Source organism: Kocuria aegyptia, from assembly GCF_039530085.1.
GTDB classification, from domain to species: domain Bacteria; phylum Actinomycetota; class Actinomycetes; order Actinomycetales; family Micrococcaceae; genus Kocuria; species Kocuria aegyptia.
The window spans coordinates 170,989-188,799 of sequence record NZ_BAAAOA010000046.1; the positions used below are offsets into that span (position 1 = coordinate 170,989).

Genomic DNA, 17,811 nt, shown 5'->3' on the forward strand with positions numbered 1-17,811 from the left:
TCCGTCCTGCTGCAGGTGCCCCGGGCGTCAGGCCCGCCACCAGTCGTCGAGGATCGTGGCAGGGGTCGTGCGCTTGTGCCGGGTGATGCGCCAGCGGTGCTCGATCTTCTCCGCCACGGCGTCGCCGACCTCGCGGCCCTCGAGGTAGTCGTCGATCTCGTCGTAGGACAGCCCGAGCTCCGTCTCGTCGGTCTGGCCGGGGGCGTCGTCGAGGAGGTCCGCGGTGGGGGCCTTCGCCCACAGCCGCTCCTCGGCGCCCAGGGTCTTCGCCAGGAGCCGGTTCTGCCGCTTGTCGAGCCCGAACAGCGGCAGCACGTCCGCGCCGCCGTCGCCGTACTTGGTGAAGAACCCGGTCACGGACTCGGCGCCGTGGTCGGTGCCGATCACGAGCAGGTTCCGCTCCCCGGCGAGCGCGTACTGGGCGATCATCCGCACGCGGGCCTTGATGTTGCCCTTGTTGAAGTCGGAGATCTCCCGGCCGGTGGCCCCCCGGAACTCGCCCTCGAAGCCGTCCACGGCGGCGGCCACGTTGTAGGTCACGGTGCTGGAGGGCCGGATGAACTCCAGGGCGGCCTGGGCGTCGTCCTCGTCGTGCTGGACGTTGTAGGGCAGCCGGACGGCCACGAACTCCGCGTCCACGCCGCCCTCCGCGAGCCGGTCCACCGCCAGCTGGGCGAGCCGGCCGGCCAGCGTGGAGTCGAGGCCCCCGCTGATGCCGAGCACGAAACCGTTCGTGCCGCTGGTCCGCAGGTAGTCGCAGAGGAAGCCGACGCGCGCCTCGATCTCCTGGTGGGGGTCGATCTCGGGCTTCACGCCCATCTCTTCGATGATTGTCGCCTGCAGTGTCCGCATGGGCCCATGCTAGTGCGGGCCGCTGCCGGGAGGACAAGGAACACGGCGGGGCAACGGCGGGGCAGGTGCGTAGGATGCGGCCATGCCCTGCACCGCCCCCGCAGCCGGGAGCACCGGGATCCGACCCACCGAGCGAACCAGGAGCGCAGCATGAGCGAGCAGCACGGGACCGAGCACCGGGACACTACCGGGAACACCCCCGGGAACACCCCCGCGAACACGCCCGGGAACGGGCACGAGAACGCGTACGAGAACATCCTGGTCGAGACCCGGGAGAGGGTCGGGATCATCACCCTGAACCGGCCCCGGGCGCTCAACGCCCTCGACGCGGCGACCCTGCGGGAGGTCGTCTCCGCCTCCACCGCCCTGGACGCCGACCCGGGGATCGGGGCGATCGTGCTCACCGGCTCGGAGAAGGCCTTCGCCGCGGGCGCCGACATCAAGGAGATGGCGGGACGCAGCGCCCCGGAGATGTACCTCGCGGACTGGTTCGCGGGCTGGGACGCCTTCACCCGGGTGCGCACGCCCGTGGTCGCCGCGGTCTCGGGCTACGCCCTCGGCGGGGGCTGCGAGCTCGCGATGATGTGCGATCTGCTGATCGCGGCGGACACGGCCCGGTTCGGGCAGCCCGAGATCAACCTCGGGGTGATCCCCGGAATGGGCGGGTCCCAGCGCCTGGCCCGCGCGGTGGGCAAGGCCAAGGCCATGGACATGGTCCTCACCGGCCGGCACATCGACGCGGTGGAGGCGGAGCGGGCGGGGCTCGTCTCCCGCGTCGTGCCCGCCGCGGACCTGCTGCAGGAGGCCCTGGACGTCGCCGGGACCATCGCGGCGAAGTCGCTGCCCTCCGTCCTCGCGGCGAAGGAGGCGGTGGACACGGCGTTCGAGACCACCCTGGCGCAGGGCGTGCACCTCGAGCGGCGGCTCTTCCACGCGCTGTTCGCCACGGAGGACCAGAAGGAGGGCATGGCCGCGTTCACGCAGAAGCGCGAGCCGCGGTTCACGCACCGCTGAGTCCCCGCCGCGGCCGGGCCGCGGCGGGCTACCGTGGTGCCATGCCGAAGCCCTCGATCGAAGCGTCCGCCTGGCAGGTGCGCGAGTCCGCCCTCGACCCCGGCGCGCACGGCGCCCTGGAGTCCGTCTTCGCCCTGTCCAACGGGTACCTCGGCGTGCGCGGCACCCTGGACGAGGCGCAGCCCAGCGCCTCCCGCGGCACCTTCATGTCGGGGGTGCACGAGTACCATCCGCTGTCCTACCCCGAGGGCGGCTACGGGCACCCGGAGCACGGCCAGGCCATCATCGGGGTGGCCGACGGCAGCACGGTGCACCTGCAGGTCGACGGCGTCCCCCTGGACGTGCGGGACTCGGCGCCGGAGCAGCACGAGCGGGTGCTGGACCTGCGCGCAGGCACGCTGCGCCGCGAGACGGAGTGGGTCACCCCGCGGGGCGCCCGGATGCGCCTGACGTCCACCCGCCTGGTCTCGCTGGTGCAGCGCCCGGTGTCGGCGATCCACTACGTCGTCGAGGCGGTGGACCGCTCCGTCCAGGTGGTGCTCCGGTCCGGTCTCGTGGTCAACGGCACCCCGCCCAAGGTGCAGAACGCCGACCCGCGGGTGGCCGAGGTCCTGGAGCGGCCGTTCCGCCCCGAGATCCACCACTGCCACGACACGGGCGGGGCCCTGGTCCACCGCACCGGGCAGAGCCGCATCGGGGTCGCGGCCGCCGTCGAGCACGACGTCGACCTGCCGGCCGAGGGCGCCGTGAGCACGCAGTGCGACGAGGACCACGTGGTGACGACCGTCGTCGCCGACGTCGGCCCGGGCGAGAGCGTGCGCTTCGTGAAGTACCTGTGCCACTCCTCGGCCGTGGACGACCCCGCCGACGACCTCCGCGGCCAGGTGCTCGCCGCGATGGCCGGGGCCCGGCGGCGCGGCTGGGACGGGCTGCTCGCCGACCAGCGCGCGGAGCTGGACGAGTACTGGGACGGCGCCGACGTGGAGATCGACAGCGACCCCGAGCTGCAGCTGGCGATCCGCTTCGACCTGTTCCAGCTCCTGCAGGCGGCGGCCTGCGTCAGCCGCGCCCCGGTCGGGGCGAAGGGCCTGACCGGCGGCGGGTACAGCGGGCACACCTTCTGGGACGTCGAGGGCTTCGTGCTGCCGGCCCTGGCGCTGCTGCGCCCCCGCGACGCCGCCCGGCTCCTGCAGTGGCGCTCCTCGACCCTGGACCTGGCGCGGGAGCGGGCGCAGGTCCTGGACCTGGGCGGCGCCTCCTTCCCCTGGCGCACCATCGACGGGCACGAGACGTCGGCGTACTGGCCGGCCAGCACCGCGGCCATGCACGTCAACGCCGACATCGCGCGGGCCTACCGGTGGTGGGCCGACGTGACCGGGGAGGACCTCAGCACGGTCGGCGGGGTGGACGTGCTCGTGGAGACGGCGCGCGCGTGGGCGGCCATGGCGCACGAGGACCACGAGGGCCGCGTCCACCTGATCGGGATGACCGGACCGGACGAGTACACCGGCGTGGTGGACGACAACGTGTTCACCAATCTCATGGCCCGGCGCAACCTCCGGACGGCCGCCGACGCGTGCGAGGAGCACCCCGAGCACGTGGGCCGGCTCGCCGTGACGGCCGACGAGCTCCAGCGGTGGCGGGCCCTGGCGGACGCGATCCACCTCCCCTACGACGCCGTGCTCGGTGTGCACCCCTCCAACGAGGGGTTCACGACCTACCGCGAGTGGGACTTCGAGGCCAATCGCGACGGCTACCCCGTGGAGGAGCACTTCCACTACGCGAAGATCTACCGCCGCCAGGTCGTCAAGCAGGCGGACCTGGTCCTCGCCCTGTGGTGGTGCGCCGAGGCGTTCACCCCAGAGCAGACCGCCCGGGACCTGGACTACTACGAGCAGCGCACCGTCCGCGACTCGTCCCTCTCGGCCTGCGTCCAGGCCGTGGTCTGCGCCCGGGTGGGCCACCTGGAGCTCGCCCTCGAGTACCTGCGCGAGGCCGCCCTCGTGGACCTGCGGGACATCCAGCAGGACGCCGAGCAGGGCCTGCACCTGGCGTCCGCCGCCGGGTCCTGGCTGGCCGTGGTCTGCGGGTTCGGCGGGCTGGACACGGGCGGGGACGAGCTGCACCTGGCCCCCCGGCTCCCCGAGCGGCTGCACCGGATCGCCTTCCGCCTCCGCTGGCGCGGCCGCCGGCTCGGCGTGGAGGTCACCCGCTCGGGCACCACCGTGCGGCTCCTGGACGGGGCTGCCGGCGAGGTGGCGCTGCGGATCGACGGCGAGCCCCTGACCGTCACGGCCGAGCGTCCCGCGACCGCCCCGCTGCACACGCCCCGCCCGCCCGGCCCCACCCCGCGCCAGCCCCCGGGCCGCGCCCCGCGCGCGCCTCGCACCCCGTGACGACCCCGCCCCCGCACCGGCTACCCTGGCCGTGTGGCTGAGACGACGAGCGGACCGGAGCCCGGCCGGACGCAGCCCCCGCCGGAGGCCCCGGGCGGGGAGGACCTGCACGGCACCGGGACGCCCGCCGCCGTCGCCCTGCAGGCGACAGCGCGCGCCGTGCGCGCGACGTCGTCCGCCCCTCTCGAGGTGCTCACCCGCGTCTGGGGCTACGACGCCTTCCGCGGGCAGCAGGCCGAGATCATCGAGACGGTCACCCGCGGCGAGGACGCCCTCGTGCTCATGCCCACCGGCGGCGGCAAGAGCCTGTGCTACCAGGTCCCCGCGCTCGTCCGGGAGGGCACCGGCGTGGTCATCAGCCCGCTCATCGCCCTCATGCACGACCAGGTGGACGCCCTCGAGCAGGTCGGGGTGCGCGCCGCGTACCTGAACTCCAGCCAGACCCCCGAGGAGCGCCGCGCCGTCGAGCGCCGTCTCCTGGCCGGCGAGCTCGACCTGCTCTACCTCGCCCCCGAACGCCTGCCGGTGGCGGCCGAGCTGCTCGACCGCGCCCGCATCGCGCTCTTCGCCGTCGACGAGGCGCACTGCGTGGCCCAGTGGGGTCACGACTTCCGCCCCGACTACCTCGGGCTGACGATCCTCCACGACCGCTGGCCCGGGGTCCCGCGCGTCGCCCTCACCGCCACCGCCACCGCGGAGACGCGCGAGGAGATCGTCCGCAACCTGCGCCTGGACGACGCTCGCGTCTTCGTCTCCAGCTTCGACCGGCCCAACATCCAGTACCGCGTCGGGCCCAAGAAGGACGCCCGCCGGCAGCTGCTGCAGCTCATCCGCGGCGAGCACGAGGGCGAGGCCGGCATCGTCTACTGCCTCAGCCGCGCCTCGGTCGAGCGCACGGCGGAGTGGCTGGCCGGCCAGGGCGTCACCGCGCTGCCGTACCACGCCGGCCTGCCCGCCGAGCTGCGCTCGCAGCACCAGACCCGCTTCCTGCGTGAGGACGGCGTGGTGATGGTCGCGACCATCGCCTTCGGCATGGGGATCGACAAGCCCGACGTGCGCTTCGTCGCCCACCTCGACCTGCCCAAGAGCGTCGAGGGCTACTACCAGGAGACCGGCCGCGCCGGGCGCGACGGGCTGCCGTCGACGGCGTGGCTGGCCTACGGGCTGCAGGACGTCGTCCAGCAGCGGCGGATGATCGAGGATGGCGAGGGTGACCGGCAGCGCAAGCGCGCCCAGACGCTCCACCTGGACGCGATGCTCGCGCTGTGCGAGACCGTCCAGTGCCGCCGTCAGCAGCTGCTGCGCTACTTCGGCGAGGCGAGCGGACCGTGCGGCAACTGCGACACCTGCCTGGACCCGCCCGAGGCCTTCGACGGCACGGTGCCGGCGCAGAAGCTGCTGTCCACGATCGTGCGCCTGCAGCGGGAGCGGGGCCAGCAGTTCGGCGCCGGGCACCTCGTGGACATCCTGCTCGGCCGGGAGACCGAACGGGTGGTGCGGATGCACCACACCGAGCTCAGCACGTTCGGCATCGGCACCGAGCTGAGCGACCAGGAGTGGCGCGGGGTGGTGCGCCAGCTGCTCGCCCAGGGCCTGCTCCGGGTGCAGGGCGAGTACGGCGTCCTGGCGATCACCGACGCGGCCGGGGAGGTGCTGCGCGGGCGGCAGGAGGTCCGCCTGCGCCGGGAGCCCGAGCGGGTCAGGGCCGTCCGCGCCCCGCGGACCGGGGCCGCCCGGCCGGTCCTCGACGAGCCCCAGCAGGAGCTCTTCCAGCAGCTGCGGGCCTGGCGCGCCACCGTGGCGAAGGAGCAGGGGGTGCCGGCCTACGTCGTCTTCAACGACGCGACCCTCGCGGCCATCGCGCAGGCCCGGCCGAGTTCGCTGGGCGAGCTGCGCGGCATCTCCGGTGTCGGTGACGCCAAGCTCGAGCGCTACGGGGAGGCCGTCCGCCAGGTCGTCACCGGCACCTGAGGTTCCGCACCTGCGGCCGGCATGACGCAGAACTGCCGCAGCTGCGGATAGCATGACCTCATGACCGAGCTCAGGATCGCCGACGCCGCCCGGTTCCTCGGCGTCAGCGACGACACCGTCCGGCGCTGGATCGACCAGGGCGCGCTGCGCAGCACCCGCAGCGCGACCGGCCAGACCGTGGTGGAGGGACTGGAGCTGGCCAGGCTGCTCAAGGAGCGCTCCGTGCGCCCCGAGGACCCCGCGCGCGTCGCCAGCTCGGCGCGCAACCGGTTCGTGGGGCTGGTCACCGAGGTCGTCTCGGACACCGTGATGTCGCAGGTGGAGCTGCAGTGCGGCCCGCACCGCGTGGTCTCGCTGATGAGCACCGAGGCCGTCCGGGACCTGGGGCTGGAGCCCGGCCGGGTGGCCACGGCCGTCGTCAAGTCGACCAGCGTGGTCGTCGAGACCCCCGGGGCGTGAGGCAGCGGTGCACGCCAGGGTCTCCGCCGTCCTCCTCGCGGCCCTCGGCCTCGGCGCCACCGGGTGCGGGGCCGGCGGCGATGCTCCCACGACCGTTCTCGACGTCCACGCCGCCGCCTCCCTCACGGACACCTTCACGGAGCTCGCCGGGCAGTTCGAGGCGGAGCACCCGGGGGTCGAGGTGTCGCTGAACTTCGCCGGCTCCTCCACCCTGGTCCAGCAGCTCACGGCGGGCGCGCCCGCCGACGTCCTCGCCACCGCGGACGAGCGGAGCATGGCCGGGGCCGTGGACGCCGGCCTCGTCGACGGCGAGCCCGAGGTCTTCGCGACCAACGTCCTGACCGTCGTCGTGCCCGCCGGCAACCCGGCCGGCGTCGGGTCCTTCCGCGACCTGGCGGACCCGGGCGTGCAGGTCGTGGTGTGCGCGCCGCAGGTGCCCTGCGGCGCCGCCACCGAGCGGGTCGAGGAGGCCTCGGGCGTGCGGCTGAGCCCCGTGAGCGAGGAGGGCTCCGTGACGGACGTGCTCGGCAAGGTCACCTCGGGCCAGGCGGACGCCGGCCTGGTCTACACCACGGACGCGCGCTCGGCCGGGGACGCGGTCGAGGTCGTCGAGATCCCTCAGGCGTCCCGGGCCGTCAACCGCCTGTCCGTCGCAGCGCTCGCGGACGCCGACGAGACGGGGCCGGCCCGGCAGTTCGCCGAGCTCGTCGCCGGCGACCGCGGCCGGGAGGTCCTGTCCGCGGCGGGGTTCGGGGCGCCGTGACCCGGCGTCGTCCGCGCGGCTTCAGCACCGTCCCCGGCTGGGTCTGGGTCCCGGCGGCCCTGGGCGCCCTGGTGGTGGTCCTGCCGGTCCTCGGGCTGCTCGCCCGGGTGGACGCGGGCAGCTTCCTGGGCCTGATCAGCTCGGAGTCCTCCCGCGCCGCCCTGGGGCTGAGCCTGCGCACCGCGACCGCCTCCACCGCGCTGTGCGTGCTGCTGGGCACCCCGATGGCCCTGGTGCTGGCCCGAGCGCGGCTGCCCGGTGCGCGGCTGCTGCGGGCGCTGGTGCTGCTGCCGCTGGTGCTGCCGCCCGTGGTCGGGGGGATCGCCCTGCTCCACACCTTCGGGCGCTACGGGCTCGTCGGCCGCCACCTCGAGCCGGCCGGGATCAGCATCGCCTTCACCACCGTGGCCGTGGTGCTCGCCCAGACGTTCGTGGCGCTGCCGTTCCTCGTGGTCAGCCTCGAGGGCGCACTGCGCAGCGCGGCGGCGGGCTACGAGGAGGTCGCGGCCACGCTCGGCGCCCGGCCCACCACCGTGCTGCGGCGCGTCACCCTGCCCCTGGTGCTGCCCGGGCTGGCGTCCGGCGCCGTGCTCTCCTTCGCCCGCTGCCTGGGGGAGTTCGGGGCCACCCTGACCTTCGCGGGCAGCCTGCAGGGGACCACCCGGACCCTGCCCCTGGAGATCTACCTGCTGCGGGAGACGGACCCGGACGCCGCCGTCGCCCTCTCGCTCGTGCTCGTGGTCGTGGCCGTGCTCGTCGTGGGGCTCTCCACCCCCGTGCGCCGGACAGCGGGCCGGCGATGACGGAGGGGCTGTTCGTGACCGCCCGGCTGGCCGCACGGGACGTGTCCCTCTCGCTGACCGTCCCGCCGGGGGCCACCGTGGCGGTGACCGGCCACAACGGCGCCGGGAAGTCCACCCTGTTCGCCGTCCTCGCCGGGCTGCTCGTGCCGGACACCGGCCGGTGCACCCTCGCCGGGTCCGTGCTCTTCGACCTCGACGGTGCCGGCCGCGGGAGCTGGCTGCCCCCGCACCGGCGCGGCATCGCCCTCATGGCGCAGGAGCCGCTGCTGTTCCCGCACCTCAGCGTGCTCGAGAACGTGGCCTTCGCCCCGCGCAGCCGCGGGGCGGGCCGCGCCCGGTCACGGTCCGCCGCCCGGCACTGGCTCGCCGAGGTGGGGGCCGAGCAGTTCGCCGACCGCCGGCCGGCCCAGCTCTCCGGCGGCCAGGCGCAGCGCGTCGCGATCGCCCGGGCCCTGGCGGCCGAGCCGCGGCTGCTGCTGCTGGACGAGCCGTTCTCCGCCCTGGACGCGGCCGGCACGCCGGTCGTGCGCGAGCTGCTCGTGCGGGTGCTGGAGGGGCGAACGGCCCTGGTCATCAGCCACGACCCCGAGGACGCCGCCGCCCTGGCCGAGCGCGTCGTGGTGCTCGAGCACGGCCGGGTCGCGGCGGGCTGACCGCGGCGCCCGGCCGGTCCGGCCCGCGCCCGGGCCCGCGCAGTACCATCGGGACCACCACCGTTCCGTATGAGCCGGCTCACACGACCCACCCCGTCGTGACGGGCCGACGAGAGGACCACCCATGACTCCCGTCCTGCGCGGCGAATCCCCGTCCGTGGAGCAGCACTCCGGCATCCCCTTCCCCGACGCCGACCTCTTCTGCTTCACCGCCCTCCTCCCGCCGCCCGAGCGCGCGCGGCTGACCCGGCTGCACGAGTTCCTCCAGGAGCAGGTCCGCCCCGTGGTCACGCCCTACTGGAACCGCGAGGAGTTCCCGTCCCACCTGCTCCCGGCCCTGGCCGCCCACGGGCTCGGGGAGCTCGAGCTCTCCGGGGCCAGCCGGCTGTTCCGCGGGCTGGCCTACGCCGAGGTCGCCCGGGCCGACGTCTCCCTCAGCGCCCTCGTCGGAATCCACAACGAGCTCATCCTCGGGCTGATCGACGCTCTGGGCTCCGAGGAGCAGAAGACCCGGTGGCTGCCGGAGCTGCGCCGCTTCCGGGCCCTCGGCGCCTTCGCCCTCACCGAGCCCGAGCACGGCTCGGACATCGCCGGCGGCCTGGCCACCACCGCGACCCGGGACGGGACCGAGTGGGTGCTCACCGGGACGAAGCGGTGGATCGGCGCCGGCACGATCGCCGACGTCGCCATCGTCTGGGCCCGGGACACCGCCGACGGGCAGATCAAGGGCTTCCTCGTGGAGACCGACCGCCCGGGGTGGACCGCCACCAAGATCGAGCACAAGATCGGCCTGCGGATCATGCAGAACGCCGACATCGTCCTGGACGAGGTGCGGATCCCCGCCACCAACGCCCTGCCCGGGGCGGGCAGCTTCGCAGCCGCCAACGAGATGCTGCGCAACTCCCGCGCCTGGGTGGGCTGGCAGGGCGCCGGGGTCCAGCTGGCGATCTTCGACGTCGCCCGCGACTACGCCCTGGCCCGGCGGCAGTTCGGCCGCCCGCTCGCGAAGTTCCAGCTCGTCCAGGAGCCCCTCGCCCGGATCCTCGGCAACGCCACGGCCGCCCTGGGCCTGATGACCCAGCTCGCCCGGCTCCAGGAGGCCGGCGGCTTCGACATGCCCCACGCCGCCCTGGCCAAGGCCACCACCACGTCCCTGGCCCGGGAGTCCGCGGCCCTGGGCCGGAACCTGCTCGGCGGCAACGGCGTGGTCACCGACCACGAGATGGCCAAGCTCTTCAACGACGTCGAGATCCTCTACACCTACGAGGGCACCTACGAGATCAACGCCCTCATCGTGGGCCGCGCCGTCACGGGCGTCTCCGCGTTCGTCTGAGCCCGCCGGCCGGCGCCTCCCGCGCCGGCCGGTCCTCCACCGCCCCCGAGCAGCTCCCCGAGCAGCTCCCCGAGCAGCTCCCCGAAAGGACCCCGCATGGACGTCACCGACACCTCCGCCCTCGTCACCGGAGCCGCCTCCGGCCTCGGCGCGGCCACCGCCGCCATGCTCGCCGGGCGCGGCGTGCGCGTCTTCGCCGTGGACCTCCCGGCCGCGGTCGAGAAGGCCCCCGACGTCCCCGGCGTCACCGGCGTGCCCGCCGACGTCACCGACCGTGAGCAGGTGCGCGAGGCCGTGGCGGCCGCGGCCGCCGCCGGGCCCCTGCGCACCGTGGTCAACTGCGCCGGCATCGGCCCGTCCGCCCGGGTGCTGGGCAGGAAGGGCGTGCACGACCTCGACCTGTTCGAGACCGTGCTGCGGGTCAACCTCCTCGGCACCTTCACGGTCCTCGCGCTCGCCGCGGAGCGGATCGCGGCCACCGACCCCGTCGACGACGACGGCCAGCGCGGGCTGGTCGTCAACACGGCCTCCGTCGCCGCGTTCGAGGGGCAGGTGGGTCAGGCCGCCTACGCCGCGTCGAAGGGCGGGGTGCACAGCCTCGGCATCACTGCGGCCCGGGACCTCGCCGGCGCCGGCATCCGGGTGAACACCATCGCCCCCGGCGTGATCGAGACGCCCATGCTCGCGGCGGTGAGCGACGAGTTCCGGGCCGGGCTCGCCGCGGGCGTGCCGTTCCCGCGCCGGCTCGGCCGGCCCGGGGAGTTCGCGCAGCTCGTGGCGACGTTCCTCGACAACGACTACCTCAACGGCACCACCGTCCGCATGGACGGGGCGCTGCGCATGGCTCCCCGCTGAGAGCCCTCCCCATAGACTGGGCCCATGACCACCGACTTCTCGCCCGTCGACCTCGCGACGGCCCGCGACCGCCTCCGCCAGCTGATCATCGACCTCGCCGTGGTGCGGGGCAAGGTCACGCTCGCCAGCGGCATCGAGGCCGACTACTACGTGGACCTGCGCCGCGTGACCCTCCACCACGAGGCGTCCCGCTACGTGGGCCAGGTGATGCTGGCGCTGCTCGACGGGGCCGGGATCTCGTGCGCCTCCGTGGGCGGGCTGACCATGGGCGCGGACCCCGTGGGTCACGCGATCATGCGCACGGCGGGGGACCAGGGCCGGGCCGTCGACACGTTCGTGGTCCGCAAGGCCCAGAAGAGCTACGGGATGGGCCGCCAGGTCGAGGGCCCCCCGGTGCAGGGCCGCGACGTCGTTGTGGTGGAGGACACCTCCACGACCGGCGGCTCCGCCCTCACCGCGGTGGAGGCCCTGCAGCGGGCCGGCGCCAACGTGGTGGCCGTGGCGATCATCGTGGACCGGCGGACCGGGGCCAAGGAGCGCATCGAGGAGACGGCGGGCGTGCCGTGCCTCTACGCCTTCACGAAGGACGAGCTCGGGCTTGACTGAGCCCACCGCCGAGACCGGCGCCCCCGTGCCCGCCCCCGCGGTGGGCGTGGGCCCGTGGGAGGGCCCCTGGCCCGAGGGCGAGCAGTGGGACCCGGAGCTGCTCGCGCACGGGGACCGGCGCAACGTCGTGGACGCCTACCGGTACTGGGCGATGGACGCGATCGTCGCCGACCTCGACACCCGCCGGCACGGGTTCCACGTGGCCGTCGAGAACTGGCAGCACGACCTGAACATCGGCTCCGTGGTGCGCACCGCCAACGCGTTCCTCGCCCGGGAGGTGCACATCGTGGGCCGGCGGCGCTGGAACCGCCGCGGGGCCATGGTCACCGACCGGTACCAGCACGTGCGCCACCACGCGAGCGTCGAGGAGTTCACGGCCTGGGCGGACGCCGAGGGCCTGCCGGTGATCGGGATCGACAACTTCCCCGACTCGCAGCAGCTGGAGACCTACGACCTGCCCGAGCGCTGCGTGCTGGTGCTGGGCCAGGAGGGGCCGGGTCTGAGCCCCGAGATGCACGCGGCGGCCGGCACCACGCTGTCGATCGCCCAGTTCGGCTCGACCCGCTCCATCAACGCCTCCGCCGCGGCCGCGGTGGCGATGCACGCCTGGGTCCGGCGGCACGTCTTCGGCCAGCCGACCGCCTGACGGGCGACCCACGGCGTCCCCCGCGGCCGCCTCGTCGTCCCCCGGCGCCGGTTTGGCTAGAGTGGGAGCCAGGCCACACCCGAACCGAAGGAGCCAGCATGCCCATCGCAACCCCTGATGTCTACGCCGAGATGATCGACCGGGCCAAGGAGAAGGGCTTCGCCTACCCGGCCATCAACGTCACCTCCTCCCAGACCCTCAACGCCGCCATCCGAGGCTTCGCCGAAGCCGGCTCGGACGGCATCATCCAGGCCTCCACCGGCGGCGCCGCCTACTGGTCGGGGTCCTCCGTGAAGGACATGGTCACCGGCTCGCTCGCGATGGCCGCCTTCGCCCGCGAGGTCGCCAAGAACTACGACGTCAACATCGCCCTGCACACCGACCACTGCCCCCAGGACAAGCTCGAAGGCTTCGTGCTGCCGCTGCTGGAGGAGTCGGAGAAGGCCGTGGCCCGCGGCGAGGACCCGATCTTCCAGTCCCACATGTGGGACGGTTCCGCGATCGAGCTCGACGAGAACCTCAAGATCGCCCAGGACCTCCTGGCCCGCACGAACAAGGCCAAGATCATCCTCGAGGTCGAGATCGGCGCGGTCGGCGGCGAGGAGGACGGCGTCGAGAACGAGATCAACGAGAAGCTCTACTCCACCGTCGAGGACGGCCTCGCCACCGTCGAGGCCCTGGGCGCCGGCGAGAACGGCCGCTACCTCACCGCCCTGACCTTCGGCAACGTGCACGGCGTGTACAAGCCCGGCGGGGTCAAGCTGCGCCCGGAGCTGCTGCAGCAGATCCAGGAGGAGGTCGGCAAGAAGCTCGGCCAGGACCGTCCCTTCGACCTCGTCTTCCACGGCGGCTCCGGCTCCTCCGCCCAGGAGATCGCCGACGCCGTCTCCTACGGCGTGGTCAAGATGAACGTGGACACCGACACCCAGTACGCCTTCACCCGTCCCATCGCCGGGTTCATGTTCGCCAACTACGACGGCGTCCTGAAGGTCGACGGCGAGGTCGGCAACAAGAAGAAGTACGACCCGCGCGTGTGGGGGGCCCTGGCCGAGGAGTCCATGGCCGCCCGCGTGGTCGAGGCCTGCCAGAACCTCGGCTCCGCCGGGACCTCCGTCAAGTAGCCGTTCCGCACCCTCCGCGGCCGCGGAGCACGACGGCGGCGTCCCGCCCGGGCGGGGCGCCGCCGTCGTCCCCGCGCCCGTCCTGCACGATCCCGCCGTCCCGCGCACCGAAAGGACCCCGTCCCCCATGAGCCTCACCGGCAAGAACCTGCTCGGCGGCCCCGAGCCCACCTACCTCACCGAGGACCCGGGCCTGACCGAGCGCATCGAGGCGGGCGACGAGGCCGAGGACCTCGCCGCCCGCTTCCCGAAGGCCTCCCTCGCGTGGGCGATGTGCGCCGAGGACGCCCTCGCCGAGGGCCGCACCCTCGAGGGCTACGCCTTCGCCCGCGTGGGCTACCACCGCGGCCTCGACGCCCTGCGCGGCCACGGCTGGAAGGGCCACGGCCCCGTGCCGTTCTCCCACGAGCCCAACCGCGGCTTCCTGCGGGCGCTCGCCGCCCTGGGCCGGGCCGCCGCGGCGATCGGCGAGTTCGACGAGGCCGAGCGCATCCAGAAGTTCCTCAACGACTCCGACCCCACGGCCGCGGAGCAGCTCCGGCGCTGACCGGCGGTCGTCGGGGCCCGGGGACGCGGTCGTCCCCGGGCCTTCGTCGTGTGCTGTCACGATCGTTGTCGACGGACCGGGGCGGTGCCAGCATGGAGGCATGGCCGCCCTGCAGACACCCATCCCGGAGGGCCCCGGGATCCACCGCGTGCTCGGCGTCGTGAACCCCTACGACATGGCCCTCGACCGGGAGATGTGGCGGTGGATGCCCGCGACGACGTCCCTCGTGGTGGCGCGCACGCCGCACCACCCCATGGTCGTGGACGAGCTCATGGCCGCGCGGATCGGGGACGACGCCGAGATCCGGGCGGCGGCCCGCTCCCTCTCGGCCGTGGACCCGGAGGCCGTGGTCTACGCCTGCACGTCCGGCAGCTTCGTGCACGGCAGGCAGGGGGCCGGGCGGATCTCCGCCACGATCGCCGAGGAGACCGGCGTCCCGGCCCTCACCACGTCCGAGGCGCTGCTGGAGGCCCTCGACGCCCTGGACGTGACGTCCCTCGCGATCGCCACCCCCTACGTCGAGCGGCTCACGCGGCGGCTGGAGGACTTCCTCGCGGAGGACGGCAAGGACGTCGTCGCCTGCGCGGGACTGGGGCGGGACCGGCTCATCTGGCACGTCCCCTACGCGGTGACGGCCGACCTCGTCCGCCGGGCGGACCGGCCGGAGGCGGAAGTCGTCTTCGTGGCCTGCACCAACCTGCCCACCTACGACCTCATCGCGCCCCTCGAGGAGGAGCTGGGCAAGCCGGTGCTGACCGCCAACCAGGTCACGCTGTGGGCGGGCCTGCGCCGCCTGGGCCTGACCCCGGAGGGCCCGGGGCAGCGCCTGTGCGCCCTGCCGTCCCGCGCGGTCGAGCTGCGCTGAGCGCGCCGTCCCGCACCGGGCGATCCCGGGGCCGACGGACCCCGGGGCCGGCGGATCCCGCTCCTGGCCGCTCCTGGCCGCTCCTGACGCCGCCCGGCGCCGGAGCCCGACGTCGTCCCCGGTGCGCAGCACCCCGGCGCCGGGGGGCCGGCGGACCCGGGTCAGGACCGGAAGAGGGCGCCGAGCCGGTCGGCGCGGGCTGGATGACCGGCCAGCCGCAGCCCGTGCCACGCGGTCACCTGGTTGGCGGTGAGCACGGGCAGCCCGAGCGCCCGCTCCAGCCCCGGCAGGGCGGCCACCGTGTGCAGGGCCGTGTCCGGGACGAGCAGGCACTCGGCGCCCCGGACGTCCGCCGCACGCGCGGCCCCGAACAGCCACTCGGCGTCGAGGCGCCCGGCGTCCTCGCCGCTGGGGACGCCGTGGGCGGACAGCGCCGTGACCGCGATGCCGTCGCCGGCCAGGAAGGCCGTGAACCGGTCCGCGACGTCCGCCGGGTAGGTGGCCGCCACCGCGACCCGGTGGACCCCCAGGTGCCGGACCGCGGCCGAGAACGCCCAGGACGTCGAGGAGGCGGGAGCGCCGCCGGCCTCGCCCACCCAGTCGGCCTGGGCGCGCGCGCCCTCCCGGCCGTGCACGAAGCTGCCCGAGGTGCAGGCCCACAGCACGGCGTCGGGGACGTGGGCGCGTGCCCGCCGGGCCGCGGGCTCCAGGTGCCGGCGCGAGCCCAGGGCGAGCAGCGCCTCGACGTCGTGCGCCGTGCCGCCCTCCCAGGTGCGCACCACGGGGAAGGCGGCGTCCGGCACGAGGCGCTCCAGCACCTCGTAGTCGTCCTCCGCGCTGTGCCCCGGATAGAGCATGACCACGGTGTGCACGGCCCCGGCGCCTCCTTCCCGCAGGGTTGGACCGGATGGGCGAAGAGCTTACAGTTTGATTGTCGACAATCGTAGCGTCCGGAGGAGGTCCCGTGCAGGACGTGCTGGAACTGCCCGCGCTGCAGCTGTCGTCGGCCTACGCGGCGGGCGAGCTGTCGCCCGTCGAGGTCGTCGGGGCGACGCTGCGCGCGATCGAGGCGGTGGATCCGCTGCTCAACGCCTTCTGCCTGGTCGAGGGGGACGAGGCGCTGCGCAGCGCCCGGGAGTCCCAGCAGCGCTGGGCCCGCGGCGAGGCGCGCGGGCCGCTGGACGGGGTGCCCACCACCGTCAAGGACCTGCTGCTGGCCCGCGGCCGGCCCACCCTGCGGGGTTCCCTGCTCATCGACGCGACCGGCCCGTGGGACGAGGACGCGCCGTCGGTGGCCCGGCTCCGGGAGGCCGGCGCGGTGCTCGTCGGCAGGACGACCACCCCGGAGTTCGGCTGGAAGGGCGTCGCGGACAGCCCCCGCACGGGCGTCACGGTCAACCCCTGGGACACCGCCCGGACCCCCGGGGGCTCGTCGGGCGGCTCGGCCGCCGCGGTGGCGGCCCGGCTCGGGGCCCTGTCGGTGGGCACCGACGGCGGCGGGTCCGTGCGCATCCCCGCCTCGTTCTGCGGGATCGTCGGGCTCAAGCCCACCTACGGGCTGGTGCCCCTGTACCCGGCGAGCCCCTTCGGCACCCTGGCCCACGCCGGGCCGATGGCCCGCACCGTGGCCGACGCCGCGGCGATGCTCGACGTCCTGTCCGGGTACGACCCCCGCGACTGGTCCGCGCTGCCGACCCCCACCGGGAGCTTCCTCGGGCGGCTGGCCGGCCCGGAGCGCGCGGCCGGCCTGCGGGTGGCCTTCAGCCCGGACCTCGGCTACGGCACCAACGACCCCGAGGTCGAGCGCTGCGTCCGGGCGGCCGTCGGGGTGCTGGCCGGCCTCGGCGCGGTGGTCGAGGAGGTGGAGCTGGGGGAGGAGGACCCCGTGTGGGCCTACCACGTGCTCTGGTTCAGCGGCGCGGCGTCCGTGGTGGCCGGCTGCGGTGCGGGCGCGCTCGAGCGGATCGACCCCTCCCTGCGCGCCGCCCTCGAGCGGCACCACGGCTTCAGCGCCCAGGACTACCTCGACGCCACGGCCTGTCGCATGGCGTGGGGCCGCCGGATGGGCCTGTTGCACGAGCGCTACGACGTCCTCGTCACCCCCACGCTGCCCCGGACGGCCTTCGAGGCCGGCACGGACGTCCCGGCCGGGTCCGCGAGCCGGGACTGGACCAGCTGGACGCCCTACTCCTACCCCTTCAACCTCACCCAGCAGCCCGCGGTCACCGTTCCGTGCGGGCTCACGGAGGAGGGCCTGCCCGTGGGCCTGCAGATCGTGGGCCCGCGCCACGGCGACCAGCGCGTGCTCGACGTCGCAGCCGCCTACGAGACCGCGGCCGGCCACGGCGCCCCGCGGCCACCGGTCGCCGCCCGGTCCTCCGCCGCCGTGCCCGAGGGGAGCACCTCGTGACCCGCTACCTCACCGTGAGCCTGGAGCGGCGTGCCGTCACCGCCCGCGCCCGGCTCCTCGACCACGAGGCGCCCCGGACCGCGGAGGCCGTCTGGCGGGCGCTGCCCCTGGCCGGCCAGGTCTTCCACGGGAAGTTCGCCCGCAACGAGATCTACGCGCTGGTCCCGGCGTTCGCGCCCGAGGAGCCGGGGCCCGAGAACCAGACGGTGACGCCCATCCCGGGCGACCTCTGCTACTTCAGCTTCGACGGGGTGCTCGAGAACCCCGCCTACGGCTACGACGTCTCCGCCGGGACCTCCGAGCACCGCCTGCTCATCGACCTCGCCGTCTTCTACGGGCGCAACAACCTGCTGCTCAACGGCGACGTGGGCTGGGTGCCGGGCAACGTCTTCGCGACGATCGAGGAGGGCCTCGACGAGCTGGCCGCCGCGTGCCAGGACGTGTGGATGGGCGGGGCCCGCGGCGAGACCCTGCGCTTCGCCCGCGCGGAGGAGCCCTGAGCCGGACGGTGCGGCGC

At 74.6% G+C, this 17,811-nt stretch carries 18 protein-coding genes; 16 read left to right on the forward strand and 2 right to left on the reverse strand.

The genetic code is table 11. From position 1 onward, the window contains the following. Positions 1-27 precede the first annotated feature (27 nt). Positions 28-852, reverse strand: coding sequence for an ammonia-dependent NAD(+) synthetase (gene nadE / locus ABD220_RS15115; protein ID WP_344123929.1), 825 nt, complete (start codon positions 850-852; stop codon positions 28-30). Between the two features lie 150 nt (positions 853-1,002). Here nadE and ABD220_RS15120 point away from each other — a divergent pair, with 150 nt between their 5' ends. From ABD220_RS15120 to ABD220_RS15185, 14 genes are all read left to right on the forward strand, one after another. Continuing rightward, positions 1,003-1,866, forward strand: a complete 864-nt coding sequence (locus tag ABD220_RS15120) for an enoyl-CoA hydratase (protein ID WP_344123931.1) — start codon at positions 1,003-1,005, stop codon at positions 1,864-1,866. A 41-nt stretch (positions 1,867-1,907) separates the two neighbouring features. Then, positions 1,908-4,262, forward strand: a complete 2,355-nt coding sequence (locus ABD220_RS15125; RefSeq protein ID WP_344123933.1) for a glycoside hydrolase family 65 protein — start codon at positions 1,908-1,910, stop codon at positions 4,260-4,262. A gap of 33 nt (positions 4,263-4,295) precedes the next feature. Then, entirely contained in the window at positions 4,296-6,233 is a 1,938-nt protein-coding gene (recQ, locus tag ABD220_RS15130; RefSeq protein WP_425552570.1) for a DNA helicase RecQ, read from the forward strand. Between the two features lie 60 nt (positions 6,234-6,293). Further along, positions 6,294-6,692, forward strand: coding sequence for a TOBE domain-containing protein (locus ABD220_RS15135; RefSeq protein WP_344123935.1), 399 nt, complete (start codon positions 6,294-6,296; stop codon positions 6,690-6,692). Positions 6,693-6,699: 7 nt separating this feature from the next. Next, the gene (gene modA, locus ABD220_RS15140) at positions 6,700-7,455 is read left to right on the forward strand and encodes a molybdate ABC transporter substrate-binding protein (RefSeq protein WP_344123937.1); all 756 of its coding nucleotides are present in this window, start codon (positions 6,700-6,702) and stop codon (positions 7,453-7,455) included. Continuing rightward, positions 7,452-8,258, forward strand: a complete 807-nt coding sequence (locus ABD220_RS15145; protein WP_344123939.1) for an ABC transporter permease — start codon at positions 7,452-7,454, stop codon at positions 8,256-8,258. Before modA ends, ABD220_RS15145 begins: the two co-directional genes overlap by 4 nt. Beyond that, positions 8,255-8,911, forward strand: a complete 657-nt coding sequence (locus tag ABD220_RS15150) for a sulfate/molybdate ABC transporter ATP-binding protein (RefSeq protein WP_344123941.1) — start codon at positions 8,255-8,257, stop codon at positions 8,909-8,911. Before ABD220_RS15145 ends, ABD220_RS15150 begins: the two co-directional genes overlap by 4 nt. Before the next feature lie 124 nt (positions 8,912-9,035). Beyond that, complete coding sequence (locus ABD220_RS15155) at positions 9,036-10,244, forward strand: acyl-CoA dehydrogenase family protein (protein WP_344123942.1); 1,209 nt, start codon at positions 9,036-9,038, stop codon at positions 10,242-10,244. 96 nt (positions 10,245-10,340) lie between these two features. Then, on the forward strand, positions 10,341-11,099 hold the full coding sequence (locus ABD220_RS15160; protein WP_344123944.1) for an SDR family NAD(P)-dependent oxidoreductase: 759 nt from the start codon (positions 10,341-10,343) through the stop codon (positions 11,097-11,099). 24 nt (positions 11,100-11,123) lie between these two features. Then, complete coding sequence (pyrE, locus tag ABD220_RS15165) at positions 11,124-11,705, forward strand: orotate phosphoribosyltransferase (protein WP_344123947.1); 582 nt, start codon at positions 11,124-11,126, stop codon at positions 11,703-11,705. Next, a complete protein-coding gene (locus tag ABD220_RS15170) occupies positions 11,698-12,351 on the forward strand; it encodes a TrmH family RNA methyltransferase (protein WP_344123949.1) in 654 nt (217 codons plus the stop codon). Before pyrE ends, ABD220_RS15170 begins: the two co-directional genes overlap by 8 nt. A 98-nt stretch (positions 12,352-12,449) precedes the next feature. Next, entirely contained in the window at positions 12,450-13,472 is a 1,023-nt protein-coding gene (gene fbaA, locus ABD220_RS15175; protein ID WP_344123951.1) for a class II fructose-bisphosphate aldolase, read from the forward strand. Between the two features lie 127 nt (positions 13,473-13,599). Further along, positions 13,600-14,019: a DUF3151 domain-containing protein gene (locus tag ABD220_RS15180; RefSeq protein WP_344123953.1), complete on the forward strand. Its 420-nt coding sequence runs from the start codon at positions 13,600-13,602 to the stop codon at positions 14,017-14,019. 100 nt (positions 14,020-14,119) lie between these two features. Then, entirely contained in the window at positions 14,120-14,884 is a 765-nt protein-coding gene (locus ABD220_RS15185; protein ID WP_344123955.1) for a maleate cis-trans isomerase family protein, read from the forward strand. A 161-nt stretch (positions 14,885-15,045) separates the two neighbouring features. Here ABD220_RS15185 and ABD220_RS15190 read toward each other — a convergent pair whose 3' ends face one another. Continuing rightward, positions 15,046-15,756 (reverse strand): maleate cis-trans isomerase family protein, encoded by a 711-nt coding sequence (locus ABD220_RS15190; protein ID WP_344123957.1) that lies wholly within the window; start codon positions 15,754-15,756, stop codon positions 15,046-15,048. A 92-nt stretch (positions 15,757-15,848) separates the two neighbouring features. On the opposite strand from ABD220_RS15190, the gene ABD220_RS15195 reads away from it, so the two are divergent. Both ABD220_RS15195 and ABD220_RS15200 read left to right on the forward strand, forming a co-directional pair. After that, positions 15,849-17,294 (forward strand): amidase, encoded by a 1,446-nt coding sequence (locus ABD220_RS15195; protein WP_344123959.1) that lies wholly within the window; start codon positions 15,849-15,851, stop codon positions 17,292-17,294. Continuing rightward, complete coding sequence (locus ABD220_RS15200; RefSeq protein ID WP_344123961.1) at positions 17,291-17,794, forward strand: DUF3830 family protein; 504 nt, start codon at positions 17,291-17,293, stop codon at positions 17,792-17,794. The genes ABD220_RS15195 and ABD220_RS15200 overlap by 4 nt, the downstream gene beginning before the upstream one ends. The last annotated feature ends 17 nt before the right edge of the window (positions 17,795-17,811 follow it).